Origin of the sequence: Geodermatophilus amargosae (genome assembly GCF_900116515.1) — a bacterium.
In the GTDB taxonomy this organism is placed as follows: domain Bacteria; phylum Actinomycetota; class Actinomycetes; order Mycobacteriales; family Geodermatophilaceae; genus Geodermatophilus; species Geodermatophilus amargosae.
Window position 1 is genome coordinate 68943 of sequence record NZ_FPBA01000023.1, and the last position, 22726, is coordinate 91668.

Consider the following 22726-nt stretch of genomic DNA (forward strand, 5'->3'; position numbering starts at 1 on the left):
GTCTCACACGCGGGGCGCCGGCCGGTGTGCGCTCAGGAGGGGGCGTCGCCGAAGGACCGCCAGGCGCCCTCGACGGCGGCGAGCTCGGCGACGTGCCCCGGCAGCTTCCCCGCGACGACGTCGGCGAGGGTGACCTCCTCGAGCACGCGCCGGTACGCGGCGCGGGCGGCGACCCACACGCTGGCCAGGTCCTCCGCGGCGCCGGGGTAGCTCACGTCCTCGGGCCGCTGGCCGTGCACCTCGGCGAGGAAGCCCTGCTCCACCCGCATGACCCGGGCGATCGAGATCTCCGACGGCGGCAGCGCGAGGCGGTAGCCACCCTCCCGGCCCCGCTGGCTGGTCACCAGCCGGGCGTGCTGCAGGTCGCCGAGGATCCCCTGCAGGAAGCGCGAGGGGAGTCCCTGGTTGGTGGCGATGCGGTCGCAGGTCAGAGCGCCCGGCGCCGCGGCGGCCAGCTCCACGGCCGCGCGGACGGCGTAGTCGACCCGGGCGGTGATGCGCACGGTGATCCCTTCTGCCGAGGCCGCTCAGGCTCCGCTGCCGAGGCCTGCAGGGACCCATCCTGCCCGGTCTGCGAGGGTGACGGCGTGTACCGGCTGCGCTTCACCACCGTCGTGGCGGCGCCGCTGACCGTGGCGTTCGACGTCGCGCGGGCCCTCGGCCGCCCGTGGCCGTTCCCGCTGGAGGAGGTCGAGTCGGTCCGCCCGGTGCGCGACCTGTACGCCGCCGGACCCGGCCGCGGCCGGCGCCGGCTGACCCACGAGCGGTGGTTCACCGCCACCGCCACGGGCACCGTCGTCGACGAGCAGGTCGACTGGGAGAGCGGGCTCGGCGGGCTGGTCGACCGGACGGTCCTGCGCCGGCGGGTCAGGCGCGCCATGCGCCGGCACCTGGACAGCTACGCCGCCGCGGCCGCGGTGCGCGCCCTCGACGTCGTCCAGGTGGTGGGGGCCGCCGTCGTCCGGGGCGACCGGGTGCTGGTCGCCCAGCGCGGCTCCGGGCCGCTGGCCGGCCTGTGGGAGTTCCCCGGCGGCAAGGTCGAGCCGGGGGAGGACCACCTCGCCGCGCTGGTGCGCGAGTGCGCCGAGGAGCTCGGGGTCGTCGTCGCGCCGGCGGAGTTCCTCGGCGAGGTGCCGCTGGACGGCTCCGTGGCCGGCGGTGCCCCGGGGGCCTCGACCCTGCGCGTCTGGGCGGCGCGGCTGGCCGACGGCGAGCCGGTGGCCCGCGAGCACCGCGAGCTGCGGTGGGTGCGGACCGCGGACCTCGACGGCCTGGACTGGATCGCCGCCGACCGCCCCCTGCTGCCCGCCGTCAGGGCGCTGCTCGCCCGCCCCTGAACGGGCCAGGGCGCCGTCCCCGGTGGAGACGGCGCCCTGGTGACGTGCTGGGAGGCCTACTTGAAGACGTCCTTGACCTTCTCGCCGGCCTGCTTGAGGTTGCCGGCGGCCTTGTCGTTGGCGCCCTCGGCCTGCAGGTCGCGGTCGCCCGTGGCCTCGCCCACGCGCTCCTTGCCCTCGCCCGCCAGCTCCTGGGCCTTGTTCTTCGCCTTGTCGATGCCGCTCATGGTGAGCTCCTCTCCCTGTGGCTCACCGGCGGTTACCCGGGCGTAGGGTCACTACACCCGGGTCGCCCGCGTGGCGGAAGTCCTCCGGGGTGAACGACTGCGGACCGCAACTCGTGCGGTCCGCGGCTGGGTCGACCGTCGCTGTTGCAGGTACGCGGACGGTGGTCGTGAGCCTCGGTCACAAATCGGTTGCGGACGTGGACGGTCTCCGTCACGCGTGCCTAGGGTCGCCACGGCGTTCCGGGTCCGTTCCGTGGAGTTCACCTGGGGGGCGCCGGCGCCCGGCCAGTGCGCCCGGGTGCGCAGTGTCCCGGCACGCAGACCAGTCCGTTCCCCCCGCAGACGCGGGACGAGGGAGGCATCGCACGTGAAGTTGAGCAAGCGCCGGTCGGCGCTCCTGGCGGCCGGCCTGTCCGGTGCGCTGCTGCTGTCCGCCTGTGGCGGCGGCGACGACAGCGGTGACGGTGGCGGTGACGGTGGCGGTGGCGGCGAGGGTGGCGGCACCTTCAGCATGTACATCGGCGAGCCCGAGAACCCGCTCGTCCCCGGTGACACCACCGAGTCCGAGGGTGACCAGGTCGTCAACGCCCTGTGGACCGGCCTGGTGAAGTTCACCGAGGAGGGCGAGGTCGACTTCACCGGTGTCGCGGAGTCCATCGAGTCCGACGACAACCAGAACTGGACGGTCACCCTCAAGGACGGCTGGACGTTCCACGACGGCACCCCCGTCAACGCCGAGTCCTTCGTGCGGGCGTGGAACTACACCGCCAACCCGCAGAACGCCCAGGACGCGGGTTCCTACCTCTCGCGCATCGCCGGCTACCAGGAGCTGCAGGACGGCGCCGCGACCGAGATGACCGGCCTGGCCGTCGTCGACGACACGACCTTCACGGTCCAGCTGTCGCAGCCGTTCGCGCTGTTCCCGTCCGTCGTCGGCTACAACAGCTTCTACCCGCTGCCCGAGTCCTTCTACGACGACCCGGCGGCCTTCGGCACCCGTCCGATCGGCAACGGCCCGTTCCAGGCCGAGGAGGACTTCGTCCCGGGTGAGGGCATCACGCTGACCCGCTACGACGACTACGCCGGCGACGACATCGCCCAGGCCGACTCGGTCGAGTTCCGCGTCTACGCCGACGTCAACACCGCCTACAACGACGCGCAGGCCGGCAACGTCGACATCATCGACGTCATCCCGCCCGACGTCATCGAGTCGGCGGAGAGCGAGTTCGGCGAGGGCTTCATCCGCACCGAGTCCTCGCAGATCACCTACCTCGGCTTCCCGACCTACGACCAGCGCTTCGCCGACCCGCGGGTCCGCCAGGCCATTTCGATGGCCGTCGACCGTGAGGCGATCTCGCAGGCGATCTTCTCCGGTACCCGTGCGCCGGCCGACTCCTTCATCGCGCCGGTCGTGGACGGCTACCGCGAGGGCAGCTGCACCTACTGCGAGCTGGACGTCGACCGGGCCAACCAGCTGCTCGACGAGGCCGGCTTCGACCGCAGTCAGCCGGTCGACCTGTGGTTCAACGCCGGTGCCGGCCACGACGCCTGGATGGAGGCCGTCGGCAACCAGCTGCGCCAGAACCTCGGCGTCGAGTACGTCCTCCAGGGCAACCTGGACTTCTCGGAGTACCTGCCGCTCGGTGAGGCGCAGGGCTGGACCGGCCCGTTCCGCTACGGCTGGAGCTTCGACTACCCGGCCGCGGAGAGCTACCTGACCCCGCTGTTCACCGAGGCGGCCCTGCCTCCGCTGGGCTCGAACTACAGCTTCTACACGGACCCGCAGGTCCAGGAGCTGATCACCCAGGGTGACCAGGCCACCGACGAGGCCGAGGCCATCACCGACTACCAGGCGGCGGAGGACATCATCGCCGAGGCCATGCCGATGGCGCCGATGTTCTTCACCGAGATCCAGTCGGTGCACACGGAGAACGTCAGCAACGTCCGGCTGGACCTGTTCCAGCGGGTCGCCGTCTCCGAGGTCACCGTCAACGGCTGACCTCACCTCGCAGAGTCTGCACCACCCGCCGGGGGCGCCTGTCCGACTCGGACAGTCGCCCCCGGCGGCGCGTGCGGACCCCAACGAGCACGATGGACACCGGTGCCGCCGACACCTCCGGCGGCACTCCGCACCCCGAGGGGGACCATGGGCCGCTACGTCGCGCGCCGCCTGTTGCTCACCATCCCGGTACTGATCGGCGCGTCCTTCCTGATCTTCGCGATGGTCTACGCCCTGCCGGGCGACCCCATCCGCGCCCTCGGCGGCGACCGCCCCCTGTCCCCGGCCGTGGTGGAGGTGCTCCGCGAGCAGTTCCACCTCGACGACCCGCTCTACGTGCAGTACTGGGAGTACGTGCGGGGTCTGTTCTCCGGCGACCTCGGCACCGACTTCCGCGGCCGGCCGGTCCTGGACACGATCGAGCGGACGCTGCCGGTCACCGTCAAGCTGACGATCGTCGCGATCGTGCTCGAGGCCGTCATCGGCCTCACCGCCGGCGTGCTGGCCGGCATCCGGCGCAACAGCTTCTTCGACAACCTGGTGCTCGTCTCGACCACCCTGGTCGTGTCGATCCCGATCCTGGTGCTGGCGTTCCTCACCCAGCTGCTGTTCGGCCTGAAGCTCGGCTGGTTCCCCATCGCCGGCACCCGCGAGGGCATCTACAGCTACATCCTCCCGGGCCTGGTGCTCGCCTCCGGATCGCTGGCCTACGTCGCCCGGCTGACCCGCACCAGCCTTGCCGAGAACCTGCGCGCGGACTACGTCCGGACCGCGCGGGCGAAGGGCCTGCCCAACCGGACGGTCATCGTCCGGCACACGCTGCGCAACAGCCTGATCCCGGTAGTCACCTTCATCGGCGCGGACATCGGCGCGTTGCTCGGCGGGGCGATCGTCACCGAGTCCGTCTTCAACCTGCCCGGCATCGGGCGGGAGGTCTTCGACTCGGTCCGCGCCCAGGAGGGCGCCGTGGTCGTCGGCATCGTCACCCTGATGGTGTTCTTCTTCATCTTCTTCAACCTGGTCGTCGACGTCCTGTACGCCGTCCTCGACCCGAGGATCCGCTATGACTGACCAGCAGCAGTTGGACCTGCGCAAGGACGAGGTCGAGGCCGGCACCACCACCGGTCTGGCGAGCCCGTCGGTCGACGTCACCAGCGACCGGCAGAACAGCCTCTGGAGCGATGCCTGGGGCGAGCTCAAGCGCAACCCGCTGTTCTGGATCGGCGCCGTCCTCGGTGTGCTGTTCCTCGTCATGGCGATCGTCCCGCAGGTGTTCGCCCGCGGCGTCGACCCGCGCGCCTGCGACCTGGCCAACTCCAAGGCCCTGCCGTCGGCCCAGCACTGGTTCGGCTACGACCAGCAGGGCTGCGACTACCTGGCCAACGTCGTCTACGGCGCCCGCAGCTCGCTGATCATCGGCGTCACCGCGGTGCTCGTCGTGCTGGTGCTCGGGGTCGCCGTCGGGGCCATCGCCGGCTACTACGGCGGCGTGACCGACGGGATCCTGTCCCGGCTGGCCGACATCTTCTACGCGCTGCCGCTGATCCTCGGTGCCCTGGTGCTGCTGCGCGTCGGCCCCTCGACCGACATCCCGATCATCAACAGCCGGGGGCCCGGGGCGGTCGCCATCGCGCTGGCGCTGTTCGGCTGGATGACGGCGATGCGGCTGGTCCGCTCGCAGGTCATCGCGGTGAAGAGCTCCGACTACGTGGCCGCGGCGCGGGCCATGGGGGCCTCGGGCAGGCGGATCCTGGTCCGGCACATCCTGCCCAACGCGGTGGCACCGGTGCTGGTCTACGCGACCATCACCATCGGCGTCCTGATCGCCGCCGAGGCGACGCTGACCTACCTCGGGGTGGGCCTGCAGCGGCCGGCGATCTCCTGGGGCCTGCAGATCGAGGCCGGCCAGGACTCGATCCGCAGCGCCCCGCACCTGGTCCTGTTCCCCAGCCTGATCCTGACCCTGACCGTGATGGCGTTCGTGATGATGGGTGACGCCCTGCGCGACGCCCTCGACCCGAGGCAGCGCGCATGACCAACCTCGACCTGACCAAGCCGACCGCGGAGCTCGCCGACCAGGGGACGCCCCTGCTCGAGGTCGACGACCTGCACGTGGAGTTCCGCACCCGCTCGGGCCCGGTGCACGCCGTCAACGGCGTGAGCTACAGCCTGGCGGCGCGGGAGACCCTCGCCATCCTCGGCGAGTCCGGCTCCGGCAAGTCGGTGTCGGCCCAGGCGATCATGGGGATCCTCGAGACCCCGCCGGCCGTCATCACCGGCGGCGGCATCTGGTTCCAGGGCCGGAACATGCTCGAGATGCCGGCCGAGGAGCAGCGCAAGATCCGCGGCCCGGGCATCTCGATGATCTTCCAGGACGCGCTGTCGTCGCTGAACCCCGTCTACAGCGTGGGCTTCCAGATCGGCGAGATGTTCCGGGCGCACCGGGGGATGGGCAAGAAGGAGGCCCGCAAGCGGGCCGTCGAGCTCATGGACCGGGTGCGCATCCCGGCCGCCGCGCGCCGCGTCGACGACTACCCGCACCAGTTCTCCGGCGGCATGCGCCAGCGCGTCATGATCGCCATGGCCATCGCGCTGGACCCGCGGATCCTCATCGCCGACGAGCCGACCACCGCCCTCGACGTCACCGTGCAGGCCCAGGTCATGGACCTGCTCAAGGACCTGCAGGAGGAGACGGGGATGGGGCTGATCCTCATCACCCACGACCTCGGCGTGGTCAACGAGGTCGCCGACAACGTCGCGGTCATGTACGCCGGTGAGATCGTCGAGCGGGGCACCGTCGACGACGTCTTCACCCGCCCGGCGCACCCCTACACCGACGGCCTGATGAGCTCGGTGCCGCAGGTCGAGTCCAAGGGCGGGCGGCTGCAGCCGATCGTCGGCCAGCCGCCGAACCTGGCGCGCATCCCGAGCGGCTGCCCGTTCCACCCGCGCTGCTCCCGACGCCGTCTCGGCGCGGAGGCCGCGCCCGGCCGCGAGTGCTCGACCGACGTCCCGCCGCTGCGGCTGGTCGTCCCGGGGCGCGAGGCGGCCTGCCACTACAGCGAGGAGGTGCTGGGTGTCCCAGCCCAGTGAGCACGGCGCCACCGCGGCGTCGTCCCTGCCGGCACCCGTCCCGGGCCAGCACGAGCACTCGTCCCTGACCAAGCTCACCTCCGGGGTGGCGGCGACCGGCGCCCGAGGCGAGATGGGGGAGGCGCTGCTGGAGGTCCGCGGCCTGCAGAAGCACTTCCCGCTGACCCAGGGCATCGTCTTCAAGCGCACCGTGGGCCACGTCCGCGCGGTCGACGGCGTCGACCTCACGCTGCGCCGCGGCGAGACCGTGGGCCTGGTCGGCGAGTCCGGCTGCGGGAAGTCGACGGTGTCCAAGCTGATCGTGGCGCTGGAGAAGCCGACCGCGGGGTCGATCTTCTTCAAGGGCCGCGACGTCGCCCGCATGGGTGGCCGCGCGCTCAAGGACTACCGGCGCGAGGTCCAGATCATCTTCCAGGACCCCTACGCCTCGCTGAACCCGCGGATGACCGTCGGCGACATCGTCGCCGAGGGCTGGTCGGTGCACGCCGACGTCGCCCCGAAGAAGGGGCGGCTCAAGCGCACCCAGGAGTTGCTCGACCGCGTCGGGTTGAACCCCGACTACGTCAACCGGTACCCGCACCAGTTCTCCGGCGGCCAGCGGCAGCGCATCGGCATCGCCCGCGCGCTGGCGCTGCAGCCCGAGGTCATCGTCTGCGACGAGCCGGTGTCGGCCCTCGACGTCTCGGTGCAGGCCCAGGTCGTCAACCTGCTCGAGGACCTGCAGGACGAGCTCGGCCTGTCCTACCTGTTCATCGCCCACGACCTGTCGGTGGTGCGGCACATCTCCGACCGGGTGGCGGTCATGTACCTCGGCAGCATCGTGGAGGAGGGCACCGCGGACGAGGTCTACTCGTCGCCGTCGCACCCCTACACGCAGGCGCTGCTGTCGTCGGTGCCGCTGCACGAGCCGGCGCTGCGCGGTCAGAAGGACCGCATCCTGCTGCAGGGCGACGTGCCGAGCCCGGCCGACCCGCCCTCGGGCTGCCGGTTCCGCACCCGCTGCTGGAAGGCCCAGGACGTCTGCGCCACCGACCCGCCGCAGCTGGTCGACCGCGGGCAGGGCCACCCCTCGGCCTGCCACTTCGCCGAGGCCCGGATGGTCGTCCCCGTCGAGGCCGAGTGATCCGTCGTCCTACCGGACGACACCGCGGCCACGTGCCGTCCCCGGCGAGCGCTGAGCCCTGCCGTCGCACCCTTCGCGGACCCCGCCGGGGCCCACTCGGGCACGACACCGCAGGTGCGCGTCCCCGGCGAGTCCGCCGCCGGTCCCGACACCCCGGTGGCGGGCTCCGGGGGTGCGCGAGACTCGAGCCGTGACCTCCGCTGACCGCCGCCTGCTGCTCGTGCACGCCCACCCCGACGACGAGACGATCAACAACGGCGCCACGATGGCCCGCTACGCCGCCGAGGGGGCGCAGGTCACGCTGCTCACCTGCACACTGGGTGAGGAGGGCGAGGTCCTCGTGCCCGAGCTGGCGCAGCTGGCGCCCGACCAGGCCGACCAGCTCGGCGGCTACCGCATCGCCGAGCTGCGGGCGGCCATGGGGGCGCTGGGCGTCACCGACTGGCGGTTCCTGGGTGGCCCGGGCCGCTACCGGGACTCCGGGATGATCGGGACGCCGGCCAACGGCAAGCCGCGCGCGTTCTGGAACGCCGACCTCGACGAGGCGGTGGGTCACGCGGTCGCGGTCGTGCGCGAGGTGCGGCCGCAGGTCGTGGTCACCTACGACGAGAACGGCGGCTACGGCCACCCCGACCACATCCAGGCCCACCGGGTCGCGATGGCCGCCGTCGAACGGGCCGCCGACCCCGACTGGCGCCCGGACCTCGGGGACGCCTGGGACGTCGCCAAGGTCTACTGGTGCTGCACCCCGGTCTCGGTGCTGCGGGAGGGTGCCGAGGCGATGGCGTCGCTGGGGCAGGCCGCTCCGTTCGAGCAGCTCGGCGACATCGACGACATCCCCTTCGCCGTCCCCGACCAAGCGGTGACCGCCGCCGTCGACGGCCGTCCGTACGCCGGCCACAAGGACGCCGCGATGCGCGCGCACGCCACCCAGATCACCGTCGACGGGCCGTTCTTCGCGCTGTCGAACAACTTCGGCCAGGAGGTGCTCGGCGTGGAGCACTACCGGCTCGTCCGCGGGCAGCGCGGCCCGGCCGGGAACGCCCCGAACGGCTGGGAGGACGACCTGTTCGCCGGCCTCGACACGTGACCAGCGACGCGTGAGCCGGGCCTCGCTCGTCCTGGCGGCGCTCGCGGCGGTGCTGGTCGCCGGCTGGCTGGCGCTGGTGGAGGTGTTCTGGCTGCCGCTGCGTGTGGCCGGCGTCCTCGTGCCGCTGTCGGTCCTCGTCGCCGTCGTCGGCAACTACCTGCTGGTGGTGGGCGCGCTGCGGCTGACCGGCTCCCGCGTCGTCGCGGTGCTGCCGGCCGTGGTCTGGCTGGTGGTGGCCGTGAGTGCCACCACGCGCCGGCCGGAGGGCGACCTGGTCGCCGTCGGCAGCGGCGGGCTGGGTGCGGTCACCCTCGCCTTCCTCGGCCTGGGCGTGGTGGCCGCCGCGTTCGCCGTCGGCCAGGTGCTCGCCGCGCCCCGCCGGCCGGTCGGCCCGCGCGCCTGACGCCAGGGGTGCGGCCCGTCAGTCCGGCGCCCACCGGTAGTGGTAGCGGTGGTGCTCGACGTAGCCGGACTGCCGGTACAGCTCCCGCGCCGGTGCGTTGGACGCGGTCACCTGCAGGTAGACCCAGCGGGCCCCCCGCTCCGCGCCCCAGCGGGTCACCGCCGCCATCACCGCGGTCGCCAGGCCGCGGCGGCGGGCGCCCCCGGCGACGGTGACCGCGCTGACGCCCAGCCAGTCGTCGGTGACCACGCCCCGCGCGACGGCGACCGGCGCATCGCCGGGACCCGGCCGCACCGCCGCATCGCCGGGACCCGGCCGCACCGCCGCGAAGACGACGTCGGGGGCGTTGACGAGCACCGCGCGCGCGGTGTCCGGCAGCGCGTTGCCGAGGTGGCGGTAGGCGGTCAGCCAGCCGTCGTCCGGGGTGGGGGAGAGCTGGACGGGCACGGCGGGGGCGGGCCCGGGGACCAGTGGGGCGGTGAGCACGAGGACGTCGTCGTCGCGGGTCCACCCGGCGGCGGCGAGGGCCGCGTCGGCGGGCCGCGCCTGGACGCCGGGCAGGGCCGCGCCGGGCCGCAGACCGCGGTCGCGGTACCAGGCGGTCACCGCCTCGACCGCCTCGGGCAGGGGCCGCCCGGGGTCGCCGGTGACCAGCGCGGTGTTGGTCCGGCCGGTGAACCCGCCGCCGGCCCGCAGCAGCCACCCGCCGAGCGGCTCCTCGTCGGTGCCGCGCCAGCCGCGGGCGGCCAGCCGTTCCAGGTCGGCGACACCGAGGGGCGAGCGGCTCTGTCCCATGGCCCGATCCTGCGGGGTCCGCCCCGGGCTCCCCCGACCGGGGCGGGCGGCGTCCACCCGTCGCGTTTCACCGCGGCCGGCGGGGCCATACTGACGTGAGACACGCGCGTGTCCGGCCGGCCGCCGGACCGTTGCCCGCACGTCCCCCGGGAGGACCCACCGTGACCTACGTGATCACCCAGGCCTGCGTCGACGTCCTCGACAAGGCCTGCATCGACGAGTGTCCGGTGGACTGCATCTACGAGGGCGAGCGGATGCTCTACATCCACCCCGACGAGTGCGTCGACTGCGGGGCGTGCGAGCCGGTGTGCCCGGTGGAGGCCATCTACTACGAGGACGACGTCCCGGACAAGTGGAAGGACTTCTACAACGCCAACGTGGAGTTCTTCTCCGACCTCGGCAGCCCCGGCGGTGCGGCCAAGACCGGGAAGATCGCCAAGGACCACCCGCTCGTGGCGGCCCTCCCGCCGCAGGGCGAGGGGCACTGACGGCCACCCCGGGGACGGCGGCCGGCCACCGGCTGCCCGACTTCCCCTGGGACAGCCTCGAGGCCGCCCGGGCCCGCGCGGCGCGGCACCCGGGCGGGATCGTCGACCTGTCCATCGGGACGCCGGTCGACGAGACCCCTCAGGTGCTGCGGACGGCGCTGGCCGCCGCCGGGGACTCCCCGGGCTACCCGCCGGCCCTGGGCACCCGGGAGCTGCGTGAGGCGGCCGCCGGGTGGCTGCGGCGCCGTCTCGGCGTGACCGTGGCCGACCCGCTGGCCGCCGACCCGTCGGTGATCCCGACGATCGGGTCCAAGGAGCTCGTGGCGCTCATGCCCACGCTGCTCGGCCTACGCGAGGGCACCGTGATCATCCCGGAGGTCGCCTACCCGACCTACGAGGTCGGCGCGGTCCTGTCCGGGCTGGCCGTGCGCCGCACCGACACCCCGCCCGACGACGCCGCGGGCGTCGTCCTGGTCTGGCTCAACTCCCCGGGCAACCCGCACGGGCGCGTGCTGTCCGACGACGAGCTGCGCACGTGGGCGGCGTGGGGCCGGGCGCACGGCGTGCCGGTCGTCGCCGACGAGTGCTACGCCACGCTGGGCTGGGACGTCCAGCCACGCTCGCTGCTGCACCCCGCCGTCGCGGGGGAGGACCACACCGGGCTGCTCGCGGTCCACTCGCTGTCCAAGCAGTCCACGGCGGCCGGCTACCGCGCCGGGCTGCTGTCGGGTGACCCGGCGCTGGTCCGGCAGGTGTGGGAGGTGCGCCGGCACCTCGGGCTGCTGGTGCCCGGCCCGGTCCAGGCGGCGATGACCGCCGCCCTCGCCGACGACGCGCACGTCGAGGCCCAGCGGGAGCGCTACCGCGCCCGCCGGGAGCGGTTGGCCGCCGCGGTGCGCGCCGCGGGGTTGCGGATCGACCACTCCGAGGCGGGCCTGTACCTGTGGACGACCCGGGACGAGGACTGCTGGACCACCGTCGACTGGCTGGCCGGCCTGGGCATCGTCCCCGCGCCCGGGTCCTTCTACGGCCCTGCCGGCACGCGGCACGTGCGGATGGCGCTCACCGCCACCGACGAGCGCATCGACGCCGCGGTGCAACGCCTCACCGCCTGAGCCGCCCGCCGCCTCACCAGTCGGCCACAAGCGGCCGTCGGTCCTCCGCCAGAGTCCTGCAAGGGCACCGCGACACGGTGGTCGCACACCGCCGGGCAGTCCGCCCGGCCCGTCGCGGAGGCCCTGCCGTGTTCCTCGTGCTCTTCCTGCTGTTCCCCGTCGCCGTCCTCGCCGTGCTGCTCGCCGTGGAGGCGCACCTGCACCGCAACCGCAGCCTCGCCGGCACCGCGGGGATGCCGGCGACCTTCGACCGCCCCGAGCTCTACGGCAAGGGCCGCAACCGGGTGCACTGACTCAGCCGCAGTTGCGCTCGCGGTCGTCGGAGCGCAGCGCCACCGTCAGCGACTGCGCGAAGCCGTCCCAGCGCTGGTAGGCCTCCGGGAAGCCGGAGCGCTGGACGGTCTGCGCGGCGTCGGTCAGGCGCATCGTGTCCCAGCCGGGCACGCGCACCAGCCGGTCGTAGAACTGACCGGCCGCGTACACCGGGTCCTGCACCTGTGCCGGCGTGCCCCAGCCCTGCGACGGCCGCTGCTGGAACAGGCCGAGGGAGTCCCGGTCGCCGTGGTCGAGGTTGTGCAGCGTCGACTCCTGCATCGCCGTGGCCAGGGCGATGACGACGGCCCGCTCGGGCAGTCCCCGCTGCCGGGCGACGTCGGCGATGGTCCGGGCGTTGGCCCACTGGTCGGCGGCCAGGGTCACCGACGTGGCCGGGACGGTGCAGATCCCCGTCGTCGCCGCGGGCTCGGCGGCCTCGGACCCGTCGGCGCGCCAGGCCAGCGCGAACACCACCACGACGGCCAGCAGGTACGCCGGCCACCAGGTGCGCAGCGCAGCGGCGCCGCCCGCGGGGCGGCCGGAGGGACGCTTCCCCGCGGGACCCCGGGCCGCGGTCCGCTTCGCCGGGGGCCGCTTGGCGGCCGGGCGCCTGGCGGCCGGGGCCGGGCGGCGGGGCGGGGCCGTCCGTGCGCTGGTCATCGCCTGCGACTGTAGGTCCGGTCCCTGCGAGGACCCCGGATCTCGGGGAACGGCAGGGCCGGACGGGTGTCGTGGGACGGGCGCGGTCGCTAGCGTGACGGCCGCCTCCCCGCCGACCCTCCCAGGAGACCTGCATGCCCGACGTCCTGCTGCCCGGGATCTCCGCGACCCGCGTGCCCACCGCGCGGCTCGCCCAGAACGTGCTGCACCCGGACGGCACCGACCCCGCGGGCCCCGGCGAGGCGGTCCTGTTCGTCCACGGCAACGTCAGCTCCGCGCTGTTCTGGCAGGAGACGCTGCTGGCGGTGCACGAGACCGGCCGGCACCGGGTGCTCGCCGTCGACCTGCGCGGCTACGGCGACACCGACCCGCTGCCGGTCGACGCCCGCCGCGGGGTCGGCGACTGGGCCGACGACCTCGGCGCGCTGCTCGACGCCCTCGGCCCGGACCGCGTGCACCTGGTCGGCTGGAGCATGGGCGCCGGCGTCGTCCTGCGGCACCTGCTCGACGCCCCGGGCCGGGTCGCCTCGGTGACGCTGGTGGCGCCCGTGTCGCCGTACGGGTTCGGTGGCACCGTCGGCTCCGAGGGCCGGCGGCTGGCCGACGACGGCGCGGGCTCGGGCGGGGGCGCGGCCAACCCGGAGTTCGCCGCCGCCCTCGCGGCCGGGGACACCACCGACGCCTCGGCGACCAGTCCGCGCTCGATCCTGCGGGCCTACTACGTGGCGCCCGGCTCGCTCCCGCTCGACCCGGCGCTGGAGGACGTCTTCGTCGCCTCGATGCTGTCCACCCGCACCGGCGAGGACAACTACCCGGGCGACGCCGTGCCCAGCGACACCTGGCCGGGCACGGCGCCGGGGCTCCGCGGGGTGCTCAACACGATGGCGCCGACGGTGTTCGACGTCTCCGGCGTCGTCGACCTGCCCGCCAAGCCACCGGTGCTGTGGATCCGCGGTGACGCCGACGCGATCGTCTCCGACACGTCGGTGTTCGACCTGGCCTTCCTCGGGCAGCTCGGCGCGGTGCCCGGCTGGCCGGGGGCGGAGGCCTGCCCGCCGCAGCCGATGGTCACCCAGACCCGAGCGGTGCTGGACCGCTACGCGGCCTCCGGCGGCGCCTACCGCGAGGTGGTGCTGCCCGGTGTCGGGCACTCACCGCACGTGGAGCGGCCGCAGGAGTTCGTCGTCGCGCTGCTCGAGCACCTCGACGCGCCCGCCGCGGAGCCCGCGAACCTCACCTGAGGCCGACGGGCCTCAGGTGTTGGCGTGCAGGGCGGCGTTGAGCGCGCCCCAGTCGCCCGAGCGCGGCAGCGCCTCGAGCGCGCCGGACACGCTGTTGCGGCGGAAGAGCAGACCGTCGCGGCCGGAGAGCTCGCGGGCCTTGACCACCGAGCCGTCGGGCAGGGTGATCCGCGAGCCTGCGGTGACGTAGCAGCCGGCCTCGACGACGCAGCCGTCGCCGAGGGAGATGCCGATGCCGGCGTTGGCGCCGAGCAGGCAGCCGCTGCCGATCGACACGACCTCCCGGCCGCCGCCGGAGAGCGTGCCCATGATCGACGCGCTGCCGCCGATGTCGCTGTCGGCGCCGACGACGACGCCCGCGCTGATCCGGCCCTCGACCATGGAGGGGCCCAGCGTGCCGGCGTTGTAGTTGACGAAGCCCTCGTGCATGACCGTCGTCCCCTCGGCCAGGTGCGCGCCCAGCCGCACCCGGTCGGCGTCGGCAACGCGCACGCCGGAGGGCAGCACGTAGTCGACCATCCGCGGGAACTTGTCCACCGAGAGCACGGTCAGGTGGCCGTGCGCGGCCCGCAGCGTCGCCCGCCGGGCGGGGGTCAGCTCGGTGGCCAGCACCGGGCCGGCGCTGGTCCAGGCGACGTTGGCCAGCAGGCCGAAGACGCCGTCGAGGTCGAGCTCGCGCGGGCGGACCAGCCGGTGGGAGAGCAGGTGCAGCCGCAGGTAGACGTCGTGGGTGTCGACCGGCGGCGCGTCGAGGTCGGCGATCACCGTCCGGACGCCGACCACCTCCACACCGCGGGTGTCGTCCGTGCGCACCAGGCCCGAGAACTCGTGGCCGAGCGCGCTGCCCAGCTCCAGCGTGCCGAGCTGGTGGGTCCCGGCCGGCCCGTGGTCCCCGCCGAGCGCGGGGGAGGGGTACCAGGTGTCCAGGACGGTGCCGGAGGAGGTGATGGTCGCGAGGCCGGCGGCGACGGCGGAGCGGGCGGCTGAGGCGGTCACGCTCCCGACGCTACCCAGCGACGCCGGGCCGGCCGCCCGTAGGCTCGGACACCGTGACCGGCGCGCCCGACCTGGACCTCTCCGCCGACGTCCTCACCCTCACCCGCGTCCTGGTGGACACCCCCTCGGTCTCCGGCGACGAGCGCAGCCTGGCCGACGCCGTCGAGGCCGCGCTGCGGGCGCTCGGCGGGCTCGAGGTCGAGCGGGTCGGGGACACGGTGCTGGCCCGCACGAACCTGGGCCGCGACACGCGCGTCGTGCTCGCCGGGCACCTGGACACCGTGCCGATCGCCGACAACGTCCCCAGCCGGCTCGAGGACGGGCGGCTGTACGGCTGCGGCACCAGCGACATGAAGTCCGGCGACGCGGTGATGCTGCGGCTGGCCGGCCGCTTCGGCGTCCCGGGCGGCGAGCCCGCGCACGACCTGACGTTCGTCTTCTACGACAACGAGGAGGTCGAGTCCGCGAAGAGCGGCCTCGGCCGGGTGGTCCGCGAGCGCCGCGGCTGGCTCTACGGCGACCTCGCCGTCCTGCTCGAACCGACCGACGGCGAGATCGAGGCCGGCTGCCAGGGCACGCTGCGGGCGGTGCTCGAGGTGCCCGGCCACCGGGCGCACTCGGCGCGCAGCTGGCTCGGCGTCAACGCGATCCACGGCGCGGCGGGCATCCTCGCCACGCTCGCCGGCCACCGCGCCCGCGAGGTCGACATCGACGGCTGCACCTACCGCGAGGGGCTCAACGCCGTCCGCATCGAGGGTGGGGTGGCCGGCAACGTCGTCCCGGACCTGTGCCGGGTCACGGTCAACTTCCGCTACGCGCCCGACCGGGACGAGGACGCCGCCGAGGCGCACGTGCGCGAGGTGTTCGCCGGCGCGATCGACGCCGGGGCCACGCTGACCGTCGTCGACAACGCGGGTGGCGCGCTGCCCGGGCTGACCGAGCCTGCCGCCACGGCCTTCGTCGCCGCCGTCGGCCGCCCGGCGCGGGCCAAGCTCGGCTGGACCGACGTCGCCCGCTTCGCCGCCCTCGGCATCCCGGCGGTCAACTACGGCCCGGGCGACCCGAAGCTGGCCCACACCCGCGAGGAGCACGTGCTGGTCGAGCGCTTGCAGCCGGCCGAGGACGCCCTGACCGCCTACCTGTCGGAGCCCACCGCCCGAGGAGCGAACGCATGACGACCGTCCCCCCGCCCGACGGGGCCCGGAACCCCCGCCCGACGCGCCACCGGGGCCCGGTGATGCTGCGCGGCGGCGAACCGGACCCGCAGACGGTCGGGACGACGACCGACCAGCGGCTGCTCGACCGCCGCGGGCCGACCGACTGGGTGCACACCGACCCGTGGCGCGTGCTGCGGATCCAGTCGGAGTTCGTCGAGGGCTTCGGCCTGCTCGCCGAGCTGCCGCGCGCGGTGAGCGTGTTCGGCAGCGCGCGCACCAAGCCCGGCCACCCGCACTACCAGACCGGCGTGCGGATCGGCGCGGCGCTGGCGCGCGCCGGGTACGCCGTCATCACCGGCGGCGGGCCGGGCGCGATGGAGGCGGCCAACCGTGGCGCCTCGGAGGCCGGCGGGCTGTCGGTGGGCCTGGGCATCGAGCTGCCGTTCGAGCAGGAGCTCAACGAGTGGGTCGACGTCGGCATCAGCTTCCGCTACTTCTTCGTGCGCAAGACGATGTTCGTGAAGTACGCGCAGGCCTTCGTCATCCTCCCCGGCGGGTTCGGCACGCTCGACGAGCTGTTCGAGGCGCTGACGCTGGTGCAGACCCGCAAGGTCACCCGCTTCCCGGTCGTCCTCGTCGGCACGGAGTACTGGTCGGGGCTGGTCGACTGGATCCGCGGCAGCCTGCTCGAGTCGGGGACGATCAGCCCCGGCGACCTGGACCTGTTCACCGTCACCGACGACGTCGACGAGGTGCTCAGGCTCATCCGCGCGGCGGAGGCGGCCGGTGCCCCCGGTGACGGCGGCGGGGGGATGCGCGCGCCGCTGACCGGGCCGGTCGAGCCGGTCGAGGGCTGAGGCGGGACCGTGCTGTCGTTCCTCGTCGGGATCGCCGCGGTCGCCGTGGTCGGGGCGCTGCTGTTCCTCGGCGGCTCGTTCCTGCTCGGCCGCGGTGAGACCCAGCCGCCGGCCGACCTCGAGCGCTCCCCGGTCGAGCTGCCCGACGAGCGGCCGGTGACCGGGGAGGACGTGCGCGGGCTGCAGGTGTCGGTGGCCGTCCGCGGCTACCGGATGACCGAGGTGGACTGGCTGCTCGAGCAGCTGGCGCTGGCCCTCGACGAGCGCGACGAGGTCATCGCGGCGTTGCGCGCGGAGCGGCCGGCCGGGGCCGCCGACGCCGACACCGACCCCGGGCTGACCCTGCCGGCTCCCGGGGCCACCGCATCCGGGGAGGCGGCCCGGGGCGAAGGACGGGACGTGGACGAGGGAGCGCGGAACGGTGCCTGACCTGGTGCTGCCGGTGGCGGTCGAGGCGCCGCCGGAGCGGGTGTGGGCGGCCCTCACCGACTGGCGGTCGCAGGGCCGCTGGATGCCGGCCACGGACGTCGAGGTGGTCACCGCGCACGACGAGGGCGTGGGTGTCCGGCTGGCCGCCCGCACCGGCGTCCCGCTGCCGTGGCGGCGCGGCCGGCACCTCGGCGTGCTGGACACCATGGTCGTCACCGAGTGGGACCCGCCGCGCCGCGTGGTCGTCCAGCACACCGGCCGGATCGTCCGCGGCCCCGGGATCTTCGAGCTGACGCCGGCCCCCCACGGCACGGACATGGTCTGGACCGAGCGGCTCTGGCTGCCCTTCGGGATCGTCGGCTCGCTCGGGTGGCCGCTGGTGAAGCCGTTCGTGGTGCTGGGCTTCACGATCTCGCTGCGCCGGTTCGCCCGCTTCGCCCGCGACCGCGCCGGCTGAGTGGAGCCGCCTGTGAGGCGAGCCGGCCGGTGACCCTGAGCGGCCCACTCCGGCCGATCAGGGGGAGGAGGCCCTGGCGCGCCGGGCCGTACTCCCCTTCCCGGCGGTATCGGCGACTCCTAGCGTCGGCCCATGACTCGGAAGCCACTGCGGTGCCGGTTCGGGTTCCACTCCTATGTGCAGCGACACCCGGACGGCGACCGACCCTCGGGTCCGGACGACAAGATCTGCCGGCGGTGCGGGAAGCGCACGGGCGCCCCGTTCGGGAACGCGCCGTGGGTCCTCCCCGGGTGACGTTCCCGGCGGTGGTGGTGGAGGCGTCAGTGACTCCTGACACGACCTCTGACGCCGAGGCCGCCTCACCGCCGGATGCGACGTCGCGACCGGTCCGGCGTGCGAGGCCCGAGCGTCGTGTGTCCTCCTCGACCCGGCGACGTCCGGCGGACTGATCCCGCTCGACGACGAACCGCCCCTGACCTTCCTGTCCGGGGCGGGGGCGCACGAGATCCGCAGGACAGGCCCTACGCGGGCTGAGTGGCGGCCCTGACCGCCTCGCGGCTGACGTACCAGCGCCGCCACAGCAGCGCCGCCGTCACCAGGGTGACCACGGTGCCGCCGTCGTACATGAGCCGCGCGCCCTCCTCGGCACCCACCGTGCCCGCGGGCGGGTGGGCGTAGAGGACCTTGGCGAGGACGTCGTGCGCGGCCGCGCCGCCGGCCAGGGCGAGCGCCCGGACGGCCACCGGCCGCCGGTGCGGCGCCGGGTCGACGGCGAGCACCGCGGCCGTGGCGAGGTACCCGCTGAGCAGCAGGTGCAGCCAGACGAGCGCGGCCAGTGCCGGCCGGTGCGCGACGGCGGTGTGCAGCCCGGTGCCGTAGAGCAGCCACAGGCCGGCGGCGTTGACCGGGACGGCGACCAGCGGGTCGGTGGCCCAGCGCGCCGGTGCGGTGCGCAGCAGCCGGGACAGGCGGCGCGCGGCCGGCGGCGGCAGCGCGCGCAGGGCGAGGGTGACCGGCGCGGCCAGCACGAACAGCACGGGCGCGACCATGCCGAGCAGCAGGTGCGCGGCCATGTGCGCGTGCATGTCGGCGTGTGCCGCACCCGGCCCCGCGACGGCGACCGCCGCGGCGGCCAGCCCGGCCAGCCACGCGGCGCTGCGCGCCAGCGGCCAGGGGCTGCGGCAGCGCCAGGTGGCGGCGACGTAGGCGGCCGCGGCGGCGAGCAGGAGCGCGAGGAGGACGGTCACGTGCGCGGCACCGGCCGGCTCCGCGACCGCACGAGCAGCACGACGCCCGCCAGCAGCAGCGCGGCGCCGGGCAGCACCCAGGCGACGTCGTAGCCGGTCAGGTCGACGCCGTAGCGCACCTGGTGCAGCCGCAGCAGCTTGTGGTTGCCCAGGCCGTCCCACAGCTGGAACGCGCCGGCCCCGGTGAGCATCGCGCCCCACCACAGCGCGGCGGGGAACGGCCCCCGCCGGCGGGCGTCGGCGAGCAGCGCCATGCCCGCGACCGCCGCGGAGAAGGTGGCGGCGTGCAGCAGGCCGTCGGAGACCAGCCCGGCCGCGCCGCTGGCCCGGTCGTAGAAGTGGTGCCAGTGCAGCAGCTGGTGGAACACGATCTCGTCGATCGCCCCCGCGGTGCCCGCACCGAGCAGCAGGCCGGAGACCAGCAGCCGGCGCCGGGGCGCGGGGCGGGGGAGTGCGTCGGCCACACGGGCCTCCCGTCGTCGCAGTCACCCGGGCGCTGCCCGGACGGCAGCGCGGGGAAACGGCGGCTCGGCTGGACCCGGCCCCTGGGGCATGCCGCACGCTCGGGACGTGAGCGACTCCCTGCTGCGTCCCGGCGAGTTCCTGCGGCGGACCCGGCTCTCGGCCAAGGCGCTGCGGCTCTACGCCGAGCAGGGGCTGCTGCTGCCCGACACGGTCGACCCGTCCAGCGGCTACCGCGGCTACGCCGCCGGGCAGGTCGAGCGGGCCCGGCTCATCGCCGCGCTGCGCCGCGCGGGCATGCCGCTTGCCCGGGTGCGCGACGTCGTCGACCTGGACCCACCGCAGCGGCGCGCCGCCGTGGCGCGCTGGTGGACCGGCGTGGAGGGCGACGTCCGCCGTCGCCGCGTCCTGGTGGACGCCCTGACCGCCGAACCGACCGAGGAGGAGCACGTGTACGAGGTGTCACTGCGCGAGGTGCCCGAGGCGACGGTCCTGACCGCCGAACGGCGGCTGACCGTGGACGAGCTCGACGGGTTCATCGCCGGGGCGTCCGACGAGATCGCCGCCCACCTGGCCCGGTCCGGCGCGGCCCCGGCCGGACCGCTGCGGGTCGTCTACCACGGCATGGTCACCGAGGACGGCGACGGGCCGGTGGAGGTCGTGCAGCCGTTCACCGGCCGGGTCGACCCCGCGGGCGAGCTGCGCATCCGGCTGCAGCGGGCCGGCCGGGAGGCGGTGACCTGCCTGTCCCGCGGGCAGGCGGAGTTCCCCGGCATCCTCGGCGCCTACGACGCGGTCGGCGCGTGGGTGGACGCCCAGGGGCTCGAGCGGGCCGGCAGCCCGGCCGAGGTCTACCTCAGCGACCGCGACGTCGACCCCGACCGGCCGCACGTCGAGGTGGCCTGGCCGGTGGCCTGACTCAGCTCCGCGAGAGCGCCAGCCGGGCGCCGAAGGCCAGCAGCGCGCAGCCGGTGAAGGCGTCGAGCGCCCGGCGGACCGGGCGGCGGGCCAGCACGCGCCGCGCCCCGGAGACGCCGGCCGCCAGCAGGAGCAGCCAGACCAGGCCCACCGCCGCGTGGGTGAGCGCGTAGGCCAGCAGGACGGGGACGGGCGTGCCCGGCGCGAGGAACTGTGGCAGCACCGCGAGGTAGAACGCGAGCACCTTCGGGTTGGTCGCGTTGCTGAGGAACCCCTGCCGCAGGCCGGTCAGCGCGGCCCGCCCGGTGACCGGCCCGCCGGCGTCGAGGTCGGGGTAGCGGCCGCGCACGGCCGAGGAGAACGCCTGCAGCGCCAGGTAGGTCAGGTAGGCGACGCCGGCCCAGCGGATCGCCTGGAACAGCGGCTCCACCCGGACGACGAGCGCGGCCAGGCCGGTCGCGGCCGCCGTCCCCTGCAGCACGTTGGAGACGGTGATCCCGACCGCGCTCCACGACCCGCGGGCCCGGCCCCCGGCCAGGGTGTTGCGGAGCACGACCGCGACGTCGGGCCCCGGCACGAGCACCAGCACGACGGCGAGGACGACGAAGGTCCCGTACCCCGACCACCCCATGCCGGGACGGTAGCCAGCGCGCGGCCGCGGCAGCCGCTACGGGCGCGGGCGCGAGGCCACGAACGCCATGGCCTCCTCGGCCAGCGCGAGGTCGGACTCGGGCGTGCCGTGGTCGAGGGCCACCCACTCGCGCATCGGTGTGCCGTTGGCCGCGGCGAAGGGCAGCCCGGTGCCGGCGGCGACGAGCCCCTCGACGCGGTGCCGCGGCAGCTTGAGCACCAGTGCGCCGCCGACGAGCATGGCGAAGATCGACCCGTCCACGGTGAGGGCGGTCGAGCCGAACCCCCGTCGTCCGCTCGCGCCGGGCGGGCCGACGCCGGGCCGGGTGGACAGGGCCTCCGCCAGGAGGGCGAAGCGCTGCGCGGGATCCACGGCAGGCAGTCCAACCCCGGTGCCCGCCGTGCGCAACGGCAGGGCGCGTCCTGCGCCGGATCGGCGTCGGTGAGGATGGCGCGGTGAGTCGCCGCGGATGGGTGCTGTTCCTGGCCATGTCGGTCATCTGGGGCGTGCCCTACCTGCTCATCAAGGTGGCGGTCGGGGAGATGTCGCCGGTGGTCGTCGTCTTCGCCCGGTGCGTGATCGGGGCGGTGCTGCTGGTGCCGTGGACGGTGGCCCGCGGCCAGGTGCGGCCGGCGCTGCGGCACTGGCGGGCGCTGCTGCTGTTCACCGTGCTGGAGATGACCGCGCCGTGGCTGCTGCTGTCCTACGCCGAGGTGTCGCTGTCGAGCTCGCTCACCGGGCTGCTGGTGGCCTCGGTGCCGTTCGTGGCGGCGCTGGCCGCGCGACTGCTGGGTGGCGAGGAGCGGCTGACCGCAGTGCGGCTCGCGGGAATGGGGCTGGGTGTCGTGGGCATCGCGGCGCTGCTCGGTCTCGACGTCGAGGGCGTCGCGCTGCTGCCGGTGCTGGCCGTCGTCCTCGTCGTCATCGGCTACGGGACCGCACCGCTGGTGGCCAGCCGGGCGCTGGCCGACGTGCCCGGCGTGGCGGTCAGCTCGATCGCGCTGGTGGTCACCGCCGTCGTCTACGCGCCGTTCGCCATCCCACGGATCGGGCAGGTGACCGCCGCGCCGGCCACCGCGCTGACCTCGCTCGCCGCCCTCGGGGTGGTGTGCACGGCGCTCGCCCTGGTGTTGTTCTTCGCGCTCATCCGCGAGGTCGGGCCGCAGCGCGCGCTGGTGATCACCTTTGTGAACCCGGCGGTCGCGGTGCTCGCCGGCGTCCTGCTGCTCGACGAGCCGTTCACGCTCGGCCTCGCCGTCGGCCTGCCGCTGGTGCTCGCCGGCTGCGCCCTCGCCACTCGCCGCAACACCCCCACCCCGGCGCCGGAGAGCGCCGCCGTCCCCTGAGGCCGGGCCTGGCGCAAGGCTCCGTCGGGATCTCTGGACAGGCCGCTGACCTGCGGGCACAGCTCGCGGAGAGAGGCCTCGGGCGGTAGACTTCGTACATGTGTTCGGCTGGTTTGGTCGGCGGTGACGTCCTCGACGACGTCGCCGTGCTGGTCGCCGAGCGCCACCGGATCGACGCCGCCCTGGCTCGTCGCGTGCGCGCCGCGGAGCTGTCGCAGGCGCCGGAGCGCGACGGCCTGAGGTCGATGGCGTCGTGGCTGCGCGGGCACTGCCGGCTGTCGGCTGCCGAGGCCTCCCGGCTGGTCCGGAACGGGCGGGCGCTGGAGCACCTGCCGGCCCT

27 protein-coding genes and 1 pseudogene are annotated in these 22726 nt (G+C 74.7%); 19 read left to right on the forward strand and 9 right to left on the reverse strand.

All coding sequences use genetic code 11. The annotated features are described in order from the left end of the window. Positions 1 to 32: 32 nt before the first annotated feature. A complete protein-coding gene (locus tag BM414_RS22755) occupies positions 33 to 503 on the reverse strand; it encodes an RrF2 family transcriptional regulator (RefSeq protein WP_093583256.1) in 471 nt (156 codons plus the stop codon). Positions 504 to 587: 84 nt separating this feature from the next. Between BM414_RS22755 and BM414_RS29645 the strand changes: the two genes are divergently transcribed. Further along, positions 588 to 1337 (forward strand): (deoxy)nucleoside triphosphate pyrophosphohydrolase, encoded by a 750-nt coding sequence (locus BM414_RS29645; RefSeq protein WP_175551746.1) that lies wholly within the window; start codon positions 588 to 590, stop codon positions 1335 to 1337. A 56-nt stretch (positions 1338 to 1393) separates the two neighbouring features. Here the strand turns inward: BM414_RS29645 and BM414_RS22765 are convergent, their stop codons facing one another. Next, complete coding sequence (locus tag BM414_RS22765; protein ID WP_093583258.1) at positions 1394 to 1564, reverse strand: CsbD family protein; 171 nt, start codon at positions 1562 to 1564, stop codon at positions 1394 to 1396. Between the two features lie 367 nt (positions 1565 to 1931). Here BM414_RS22765 and BM414_RS22770 point away from each other — a divergent pair, with 367 nt between their 5' ends. The 7 genes from BM414_RS22770 (at position 1932) to BM414_RS22800 (ending at position 9272) form a co-directional block, all read left to right on the forward strand. Further along, positions 1932 to 3563, forward strand: a complete 1632-nt coding sequence (locus tag BM414_RS22770) for a peptide ABC transporter substrate-binding protein (RefSeq protein ID WP_175551747.1) — start codon at positions 1932 to 1934, stop codon at positions 3561 to 3563. Between the two features lie 147 nt (positions 3564 to 3710). After that, positions 3711 to 4634 carry an ABC transporter permease gene (locus tag BM414_RS22775; protein WP_093583260.1) on the forward strand — a complete coding sequence of 308 codons (924 nt, stop codon included), beginning with the start codon at positions 3711 to 3713 and terminating at the stop codon, positions 4632 to 4634. Next, positions 4627 to 5598 carry an ABC transporter permease gene (locus tag BM414_RS22780; RefSeq protein WP_093583262.1) on the forward strand — a complete coding sequence of 324 codons (972 nt, stop codon included), beginning with the start codon at positions 4627 to 4629 and terminating at the stop codon, positions 5596 to 5598. Before BM414_RS22775 ends, BM414_RS22780 begins: the two co-directional genes overlap by 8 nt. Continuing rightward, positions 5595 to 6656 carry an ABC transporter ATP-binding protein gene (locus tag BM414_RS22785; protein ID WP_093583264.1) on the forward strand — a complete coding sequence of 354 codons (1062 nt, stop codon included), beginning with the start codon at positions 5595 to 5597 and terminating at the stop codon, positions 6654 to 6656. The genes BM414_RS22780 and BM414_RS22785 overlap by 4 nt, the downstream gene beginning before the upstream one ends. Then, a complete protein-coding gene (locus BM414_RS22790; RefSeq protein WP_245784923.1) occupies positions 6640 to 7779 on the forward strand; it encodes an ABC transporter ATP-binding protein in 1140 nt (379 codons plus the stop codon). Before BM414_RS22785 ends, BM414_RS22790 begins: the two co-directional genes overlap by 17 nt. A gap of 190 nt (positions 7780 to 7969) precedes the next feature. Next, the gene (gene mshB / locus BM414_RS22795; protein ID WP_093583266.1) at positions 7970 to 8869 is read left to right on the forward strand and encodes an N-acetyl-1-D-myo-inositol-2-amino-2-deoxy-alpha-D-glucopyranoside deacetylase; all 900 of its coding nucleotides are present in this window, start codon (positions 7970 to 7972) and stop codon (positions 8867 to 8869) included. Positions 8870 to 8879: 10 nt separating this feature from the next. Beyond that, positions 8880 to 9272 carry a hypothetical protein gene (locus BM414_RS22800; protein WP_175551748.1) on the forward strand — a complete coding sequence of 131 codons (393 nt, stop codon included), beginning with the start codon at positions 8880 to 8882 and terminating at the stop codon, positions 9270 to 9272. An 18-nt stretch (positions 9273 to 9290) separates the two neighbouring features. Here BM414_RS22800 and BM414_RS31495 read toward each other — a convergent pair whose 3' ends face one another. After that, complete coding sequence (locus BM414_RS31495; RefSeq protein WP_093583268.1) at positions 9291 to 10067, reverse strand: GNAT family N-acetyltransferase; 777 nt, start codon at positions 10065 to 10067, stop codon at positions 9291 to 9293. A 161-nt stretch (positions 10068 to 10228) separates the two neighbouring features. Here BM414_RS31495 and fdxA point away from each other — a divergent pair, with 161 nt between their 5' ends. From fdxA to BM414_RS29650, 3 genes are all read left to right on the forward strand, one after another. Beyond that, positions 10229 to 10555, forward strand: coding sequence for a ferredoxin (gene fdxA, locus BM414_RS30370; RefSeq protein ID WP_075012384.1), 327 nt, complete (start codon positions 10229 to 10231; stop codon positions 10553 to 10555). Between the two features lie 32 nt (positions 10556 to 10587). Continuing rightward, positions 10588 to 11670 (forward strand): succinyldiaminopimelate transaminase, encoded by a 1083-nt coding sequence (dapC, locus tag BM414_RS22815; RefSeq protein ID WP_281246771.1) that lies wholly within the window; start codon positions 10588 to 10590, stop codon positions 11668 to 11670. A 128-nt stretch (positions 11671 to 11798) separates the two neighbouring features. Beyond that, entirely contained in the window at positions 11799 to 11963 is a 165-nt protein-coding gene (locus BM414_RS29650; RefSeq protein ID WP_175551749.1) for a hypothetical protein, read from the forward strand. A 1-nt stretch (position 11964) separates the two neighbouring features. Here BM414_RS29650 and BM414_RS31500 read toward each other — a convergent pair whose 3' ends face one another. Next, the gene (locus BM414_RS31500) at positions 11965 to 12645 is read right to left on the reverse strand and encodes a hypothetical protein (RefSeq protein ID WP_093583272.1); all 681 of its coding nucleotides are present in this window, start codon (positions 12643 to 12645) and stop codon (positions 11965 to 11967) included. 134 nt (positions 12646 to 12779) lie between these two features. Between BM414_RS31500 and BM414_RS22825 the strand changes: the two genes are divergently transcribed. Next, complete coding sequence (locus tag BM414_RS22825) at positions 12780 to 13886, forward strand: alpha/beta hydrolase (RefSeq protein WP_093583274.1); 1107 nt, start codon at positions 12780 to 12782, stop codon at positions 13884 to 13886. 12 nt (positions 13887 to 13898) lie between these two features. Here BM414_RS22825 and dapD read toward each other — a convergent pair whose 3' ends face one another. After that, on the reverse strand, positions 13899 to 14882 hold the full coding sequence (gene dapD / locus BM414_RS22830; protein ID WP_093583275.1) for a 2,3,4,5-tetrahydropyridine-2,6-dicarboxylate N-succinyltransferase: 984 nt from the start codon (positions 14880 to 14882) through the stop codon (positions 13899 to 13901). Between the two features lie 53 nt (positions 14883 to 14935). Here dapD and dapE point away from each other — a divergent pair, with 53 nt between their 5' ends. Genes dapE through BM414_RS22850 form a run of 4 tightly spaced genes read left to right on the forward strand, consistent with a single transcriptional unit; the run spans position 14936 to position 17782 of the window. Next, positions 14936 to 16057: a succinyl-diaminopimelate desuccinylase gene (dapE, locus tag BM414_RS22835; RefSeq protein ID WP_093583277.1), complete on the forward strand. Its 1122-nt coding sequence runs from the start codon at positions 14936 to 14938 to the stop codon at positions 16055 to 16057. Next, the gene (locus BM414_RS22840) at positions 16054 to 16896 is read left to right on the forward strand and encodes an LOG family protein (RefSeq protein ID WP_093583279.1); all 843 of its coding nucleotides are present in this window, start codon (positions 16054 to 16056) and stop codon (positions 16894 to 16896) included. The genes dapE and BM414_RS22840 overlap by 4 nt, the downstream gene beginning before the upstream one ends. Before the next feature lie 9 nt (positions 16897 to 16905). Beyond that, a complete protein-coding gene (locus tag BM414_RS22845) occupies positions 16906 to 17325 on the forward strand; it encodes a DivIVA domain-containing protein (RefSeq protein WP_093583281.1) in 420 nt (139 codons plus the stop codon). After that, positions 17318 to 17782, forward strand: a complete 465-nt coding sequence (locus BM414_RS22850) for an SRPBCC family protein (RefSeq protein ID WP_093583283.1) — start codon at positions 17318 to 17320, stop codon at positions 17780 to 17782. Before BM414_RS22845 ends, BM414_RS22850 begins: the two co-directional genes overlap by 8 nt. 521 nt (positions 17783 to 18303) lie before the next feature. Here the strand turns inward: BM414_RS22850 and BM414_RS22855 are convergent. Together BM414_RS22855 and BM414_RS22860 are read right to left on the reverse strand one after the other, a co-directional pair. Next, on the reverse strand, positions 18304 to 19029 hold the full coding sequence (locus BM414_RS22855; RefSeq protein WP_093583285.1) for a cytochrome c oxidase assembly protein: 726 nt from the start codon (positions 19027 to 19029) through the stop codon (positions 18304 to 18306). Next, complete coding sequence (locus BM414_RS22860) at positions 19026 to 19493, reverse strand: DUF2243 domain-containing protein (protein ID WP_217644886.1); 468 nt, start codon at positions 19491 to 19493, stop codon at positions 19026 to 19028. Before BM414_RS22860 ends, BM414_RS22855 begins: the two co-directional genes overlap by 4 nt. Positions 19494 to 19599: 106 nt before the next feature. Between BM414_RS22860 and BM414_RS22865 the strand changes: the two genes are divergently transcribed. Beyond that, positions 19600 to 20409: a MerR family transcriptional regulator gene (locus tag BM414_RS22865; RefSeq protein WP_217644887.1), complete on the forward strand. Its 810-nt coding sequence runs from the start codon at positions 19600 to 19602 to the stop codon at positions 20407 to 20409. 1 nt (position 20410) lies between these two features. Here BM414_RS22865 and BM414_RS22870 read toward each other — a convergent pair whose 3' ends face one another. Beyond that, entirely contained in the window at positions 20411 to 21040 is a 630-nt protein-coding gene (locus BM414_RS22870; protein ID WP_093583289.1) for a LysE family translocator, read from the reverse strand. A 36-nt stretch (positions 21041 to 21076) separates the two neighbouring features. Beyond that, positions 21077 to 21412, reverse strand: coding sequence for a TfoX/Sxy family protein (locus BM414_RS30375; protein ID WP_093583291.1), 336 nt, complete (start codon positions 21410 to 21412; stop codon positions 21077 to 21079). An 83-nt stretch (positions 21413 to 21495) separates the two neighbouring features. On the opposite strand from BM414_RS30375, the gene BM414_RS22880 reads away from it, so the two are divergent. Both BM414_RS22880 and BM414_RS22885 read left to right on the forward strand, forming a co-directional pair. Beyond that, the gene (locus BM414_RS22880; protein WP_093583293.1) at positions 21496 to 22386 is read left to right on the forward strand and encodes a DMT family transporter; all 891 of its coding nucleotides are present in this window, start codon (positions 21496 to 21498) and stop codon (positions 22384 to 22386) included. A 98-nt stretch (positions 22387 to 22484) separates the two neighbouring features. Next, positions 22485 to 22726: pseudogene (locus BM414_RS22885) on the forward strand (DUF222 domain-containing protein); the annotation flags it as partial.

Coding starts and splice junctions, on each gene's coding strand:
- BM414_RS22765 (WP_093583258.1), bottom strand. CDS start 1,564: ATGAGCGGCATCGACAAGGCGAAGAACAAGGCCCAGGAGCTGGCGGGC.
- BM414_RS22775 (WP_093583260.1), top strand. CDS start 3,711: ATGGGCCGCTACGTCGCGCGCCGCCTGTTGCTCACCATCCCGGTACTG.
- BM414_RS22780 (WP_093583262.1), top strand. CDS start 4,627: ATGACTGACCAGCAGCAGTTGGACCTGCGCAAGGACGAGGTCGAGGCC.
- BM414_RS22785 (WP_093583264.1), top strand. CDS start 5,595: ATGACCAACCTCGACCTGACCAAGCCGACCGCGGAGCTCGCCGACCAG.
- BM414_RS31495 (WP_093583268.1), bottom strand. CDS start 10,067: ATGGGACAGAGCCGCTCGCCCCTCGGTGTCGCCGACCTGGAACGGCTG.
- BM414_RS31500 (WP_093583272.1), bottom strand. CDS start 12,645: ATGACCAGCGCACGGACGGCCCCGCCCCGCCGCCCGGCCCCGGCCGCC.
- BM414_RS22825 (WP_093583274.1), top strand. CDS start 12,780: ATGCCCGACGTCCTGCTGCCCGGGATCTCCGCGACCCGCGTGCCCACC.
- BM414_RS22840 (WP_093583279.1), top strand. CDS start 16,054: ATGACGACCGTCCCCCCGCCCGACGGGGCCCGGAACCCCCGCCCGACG.
- BM414_RS22870 (WP_093583289.1), bottom strand. CDS start 21,040: ATGGGGTGGTCGGGGTACGGGACCTTCGTCGTCCTCGCCGTCGTGCTG.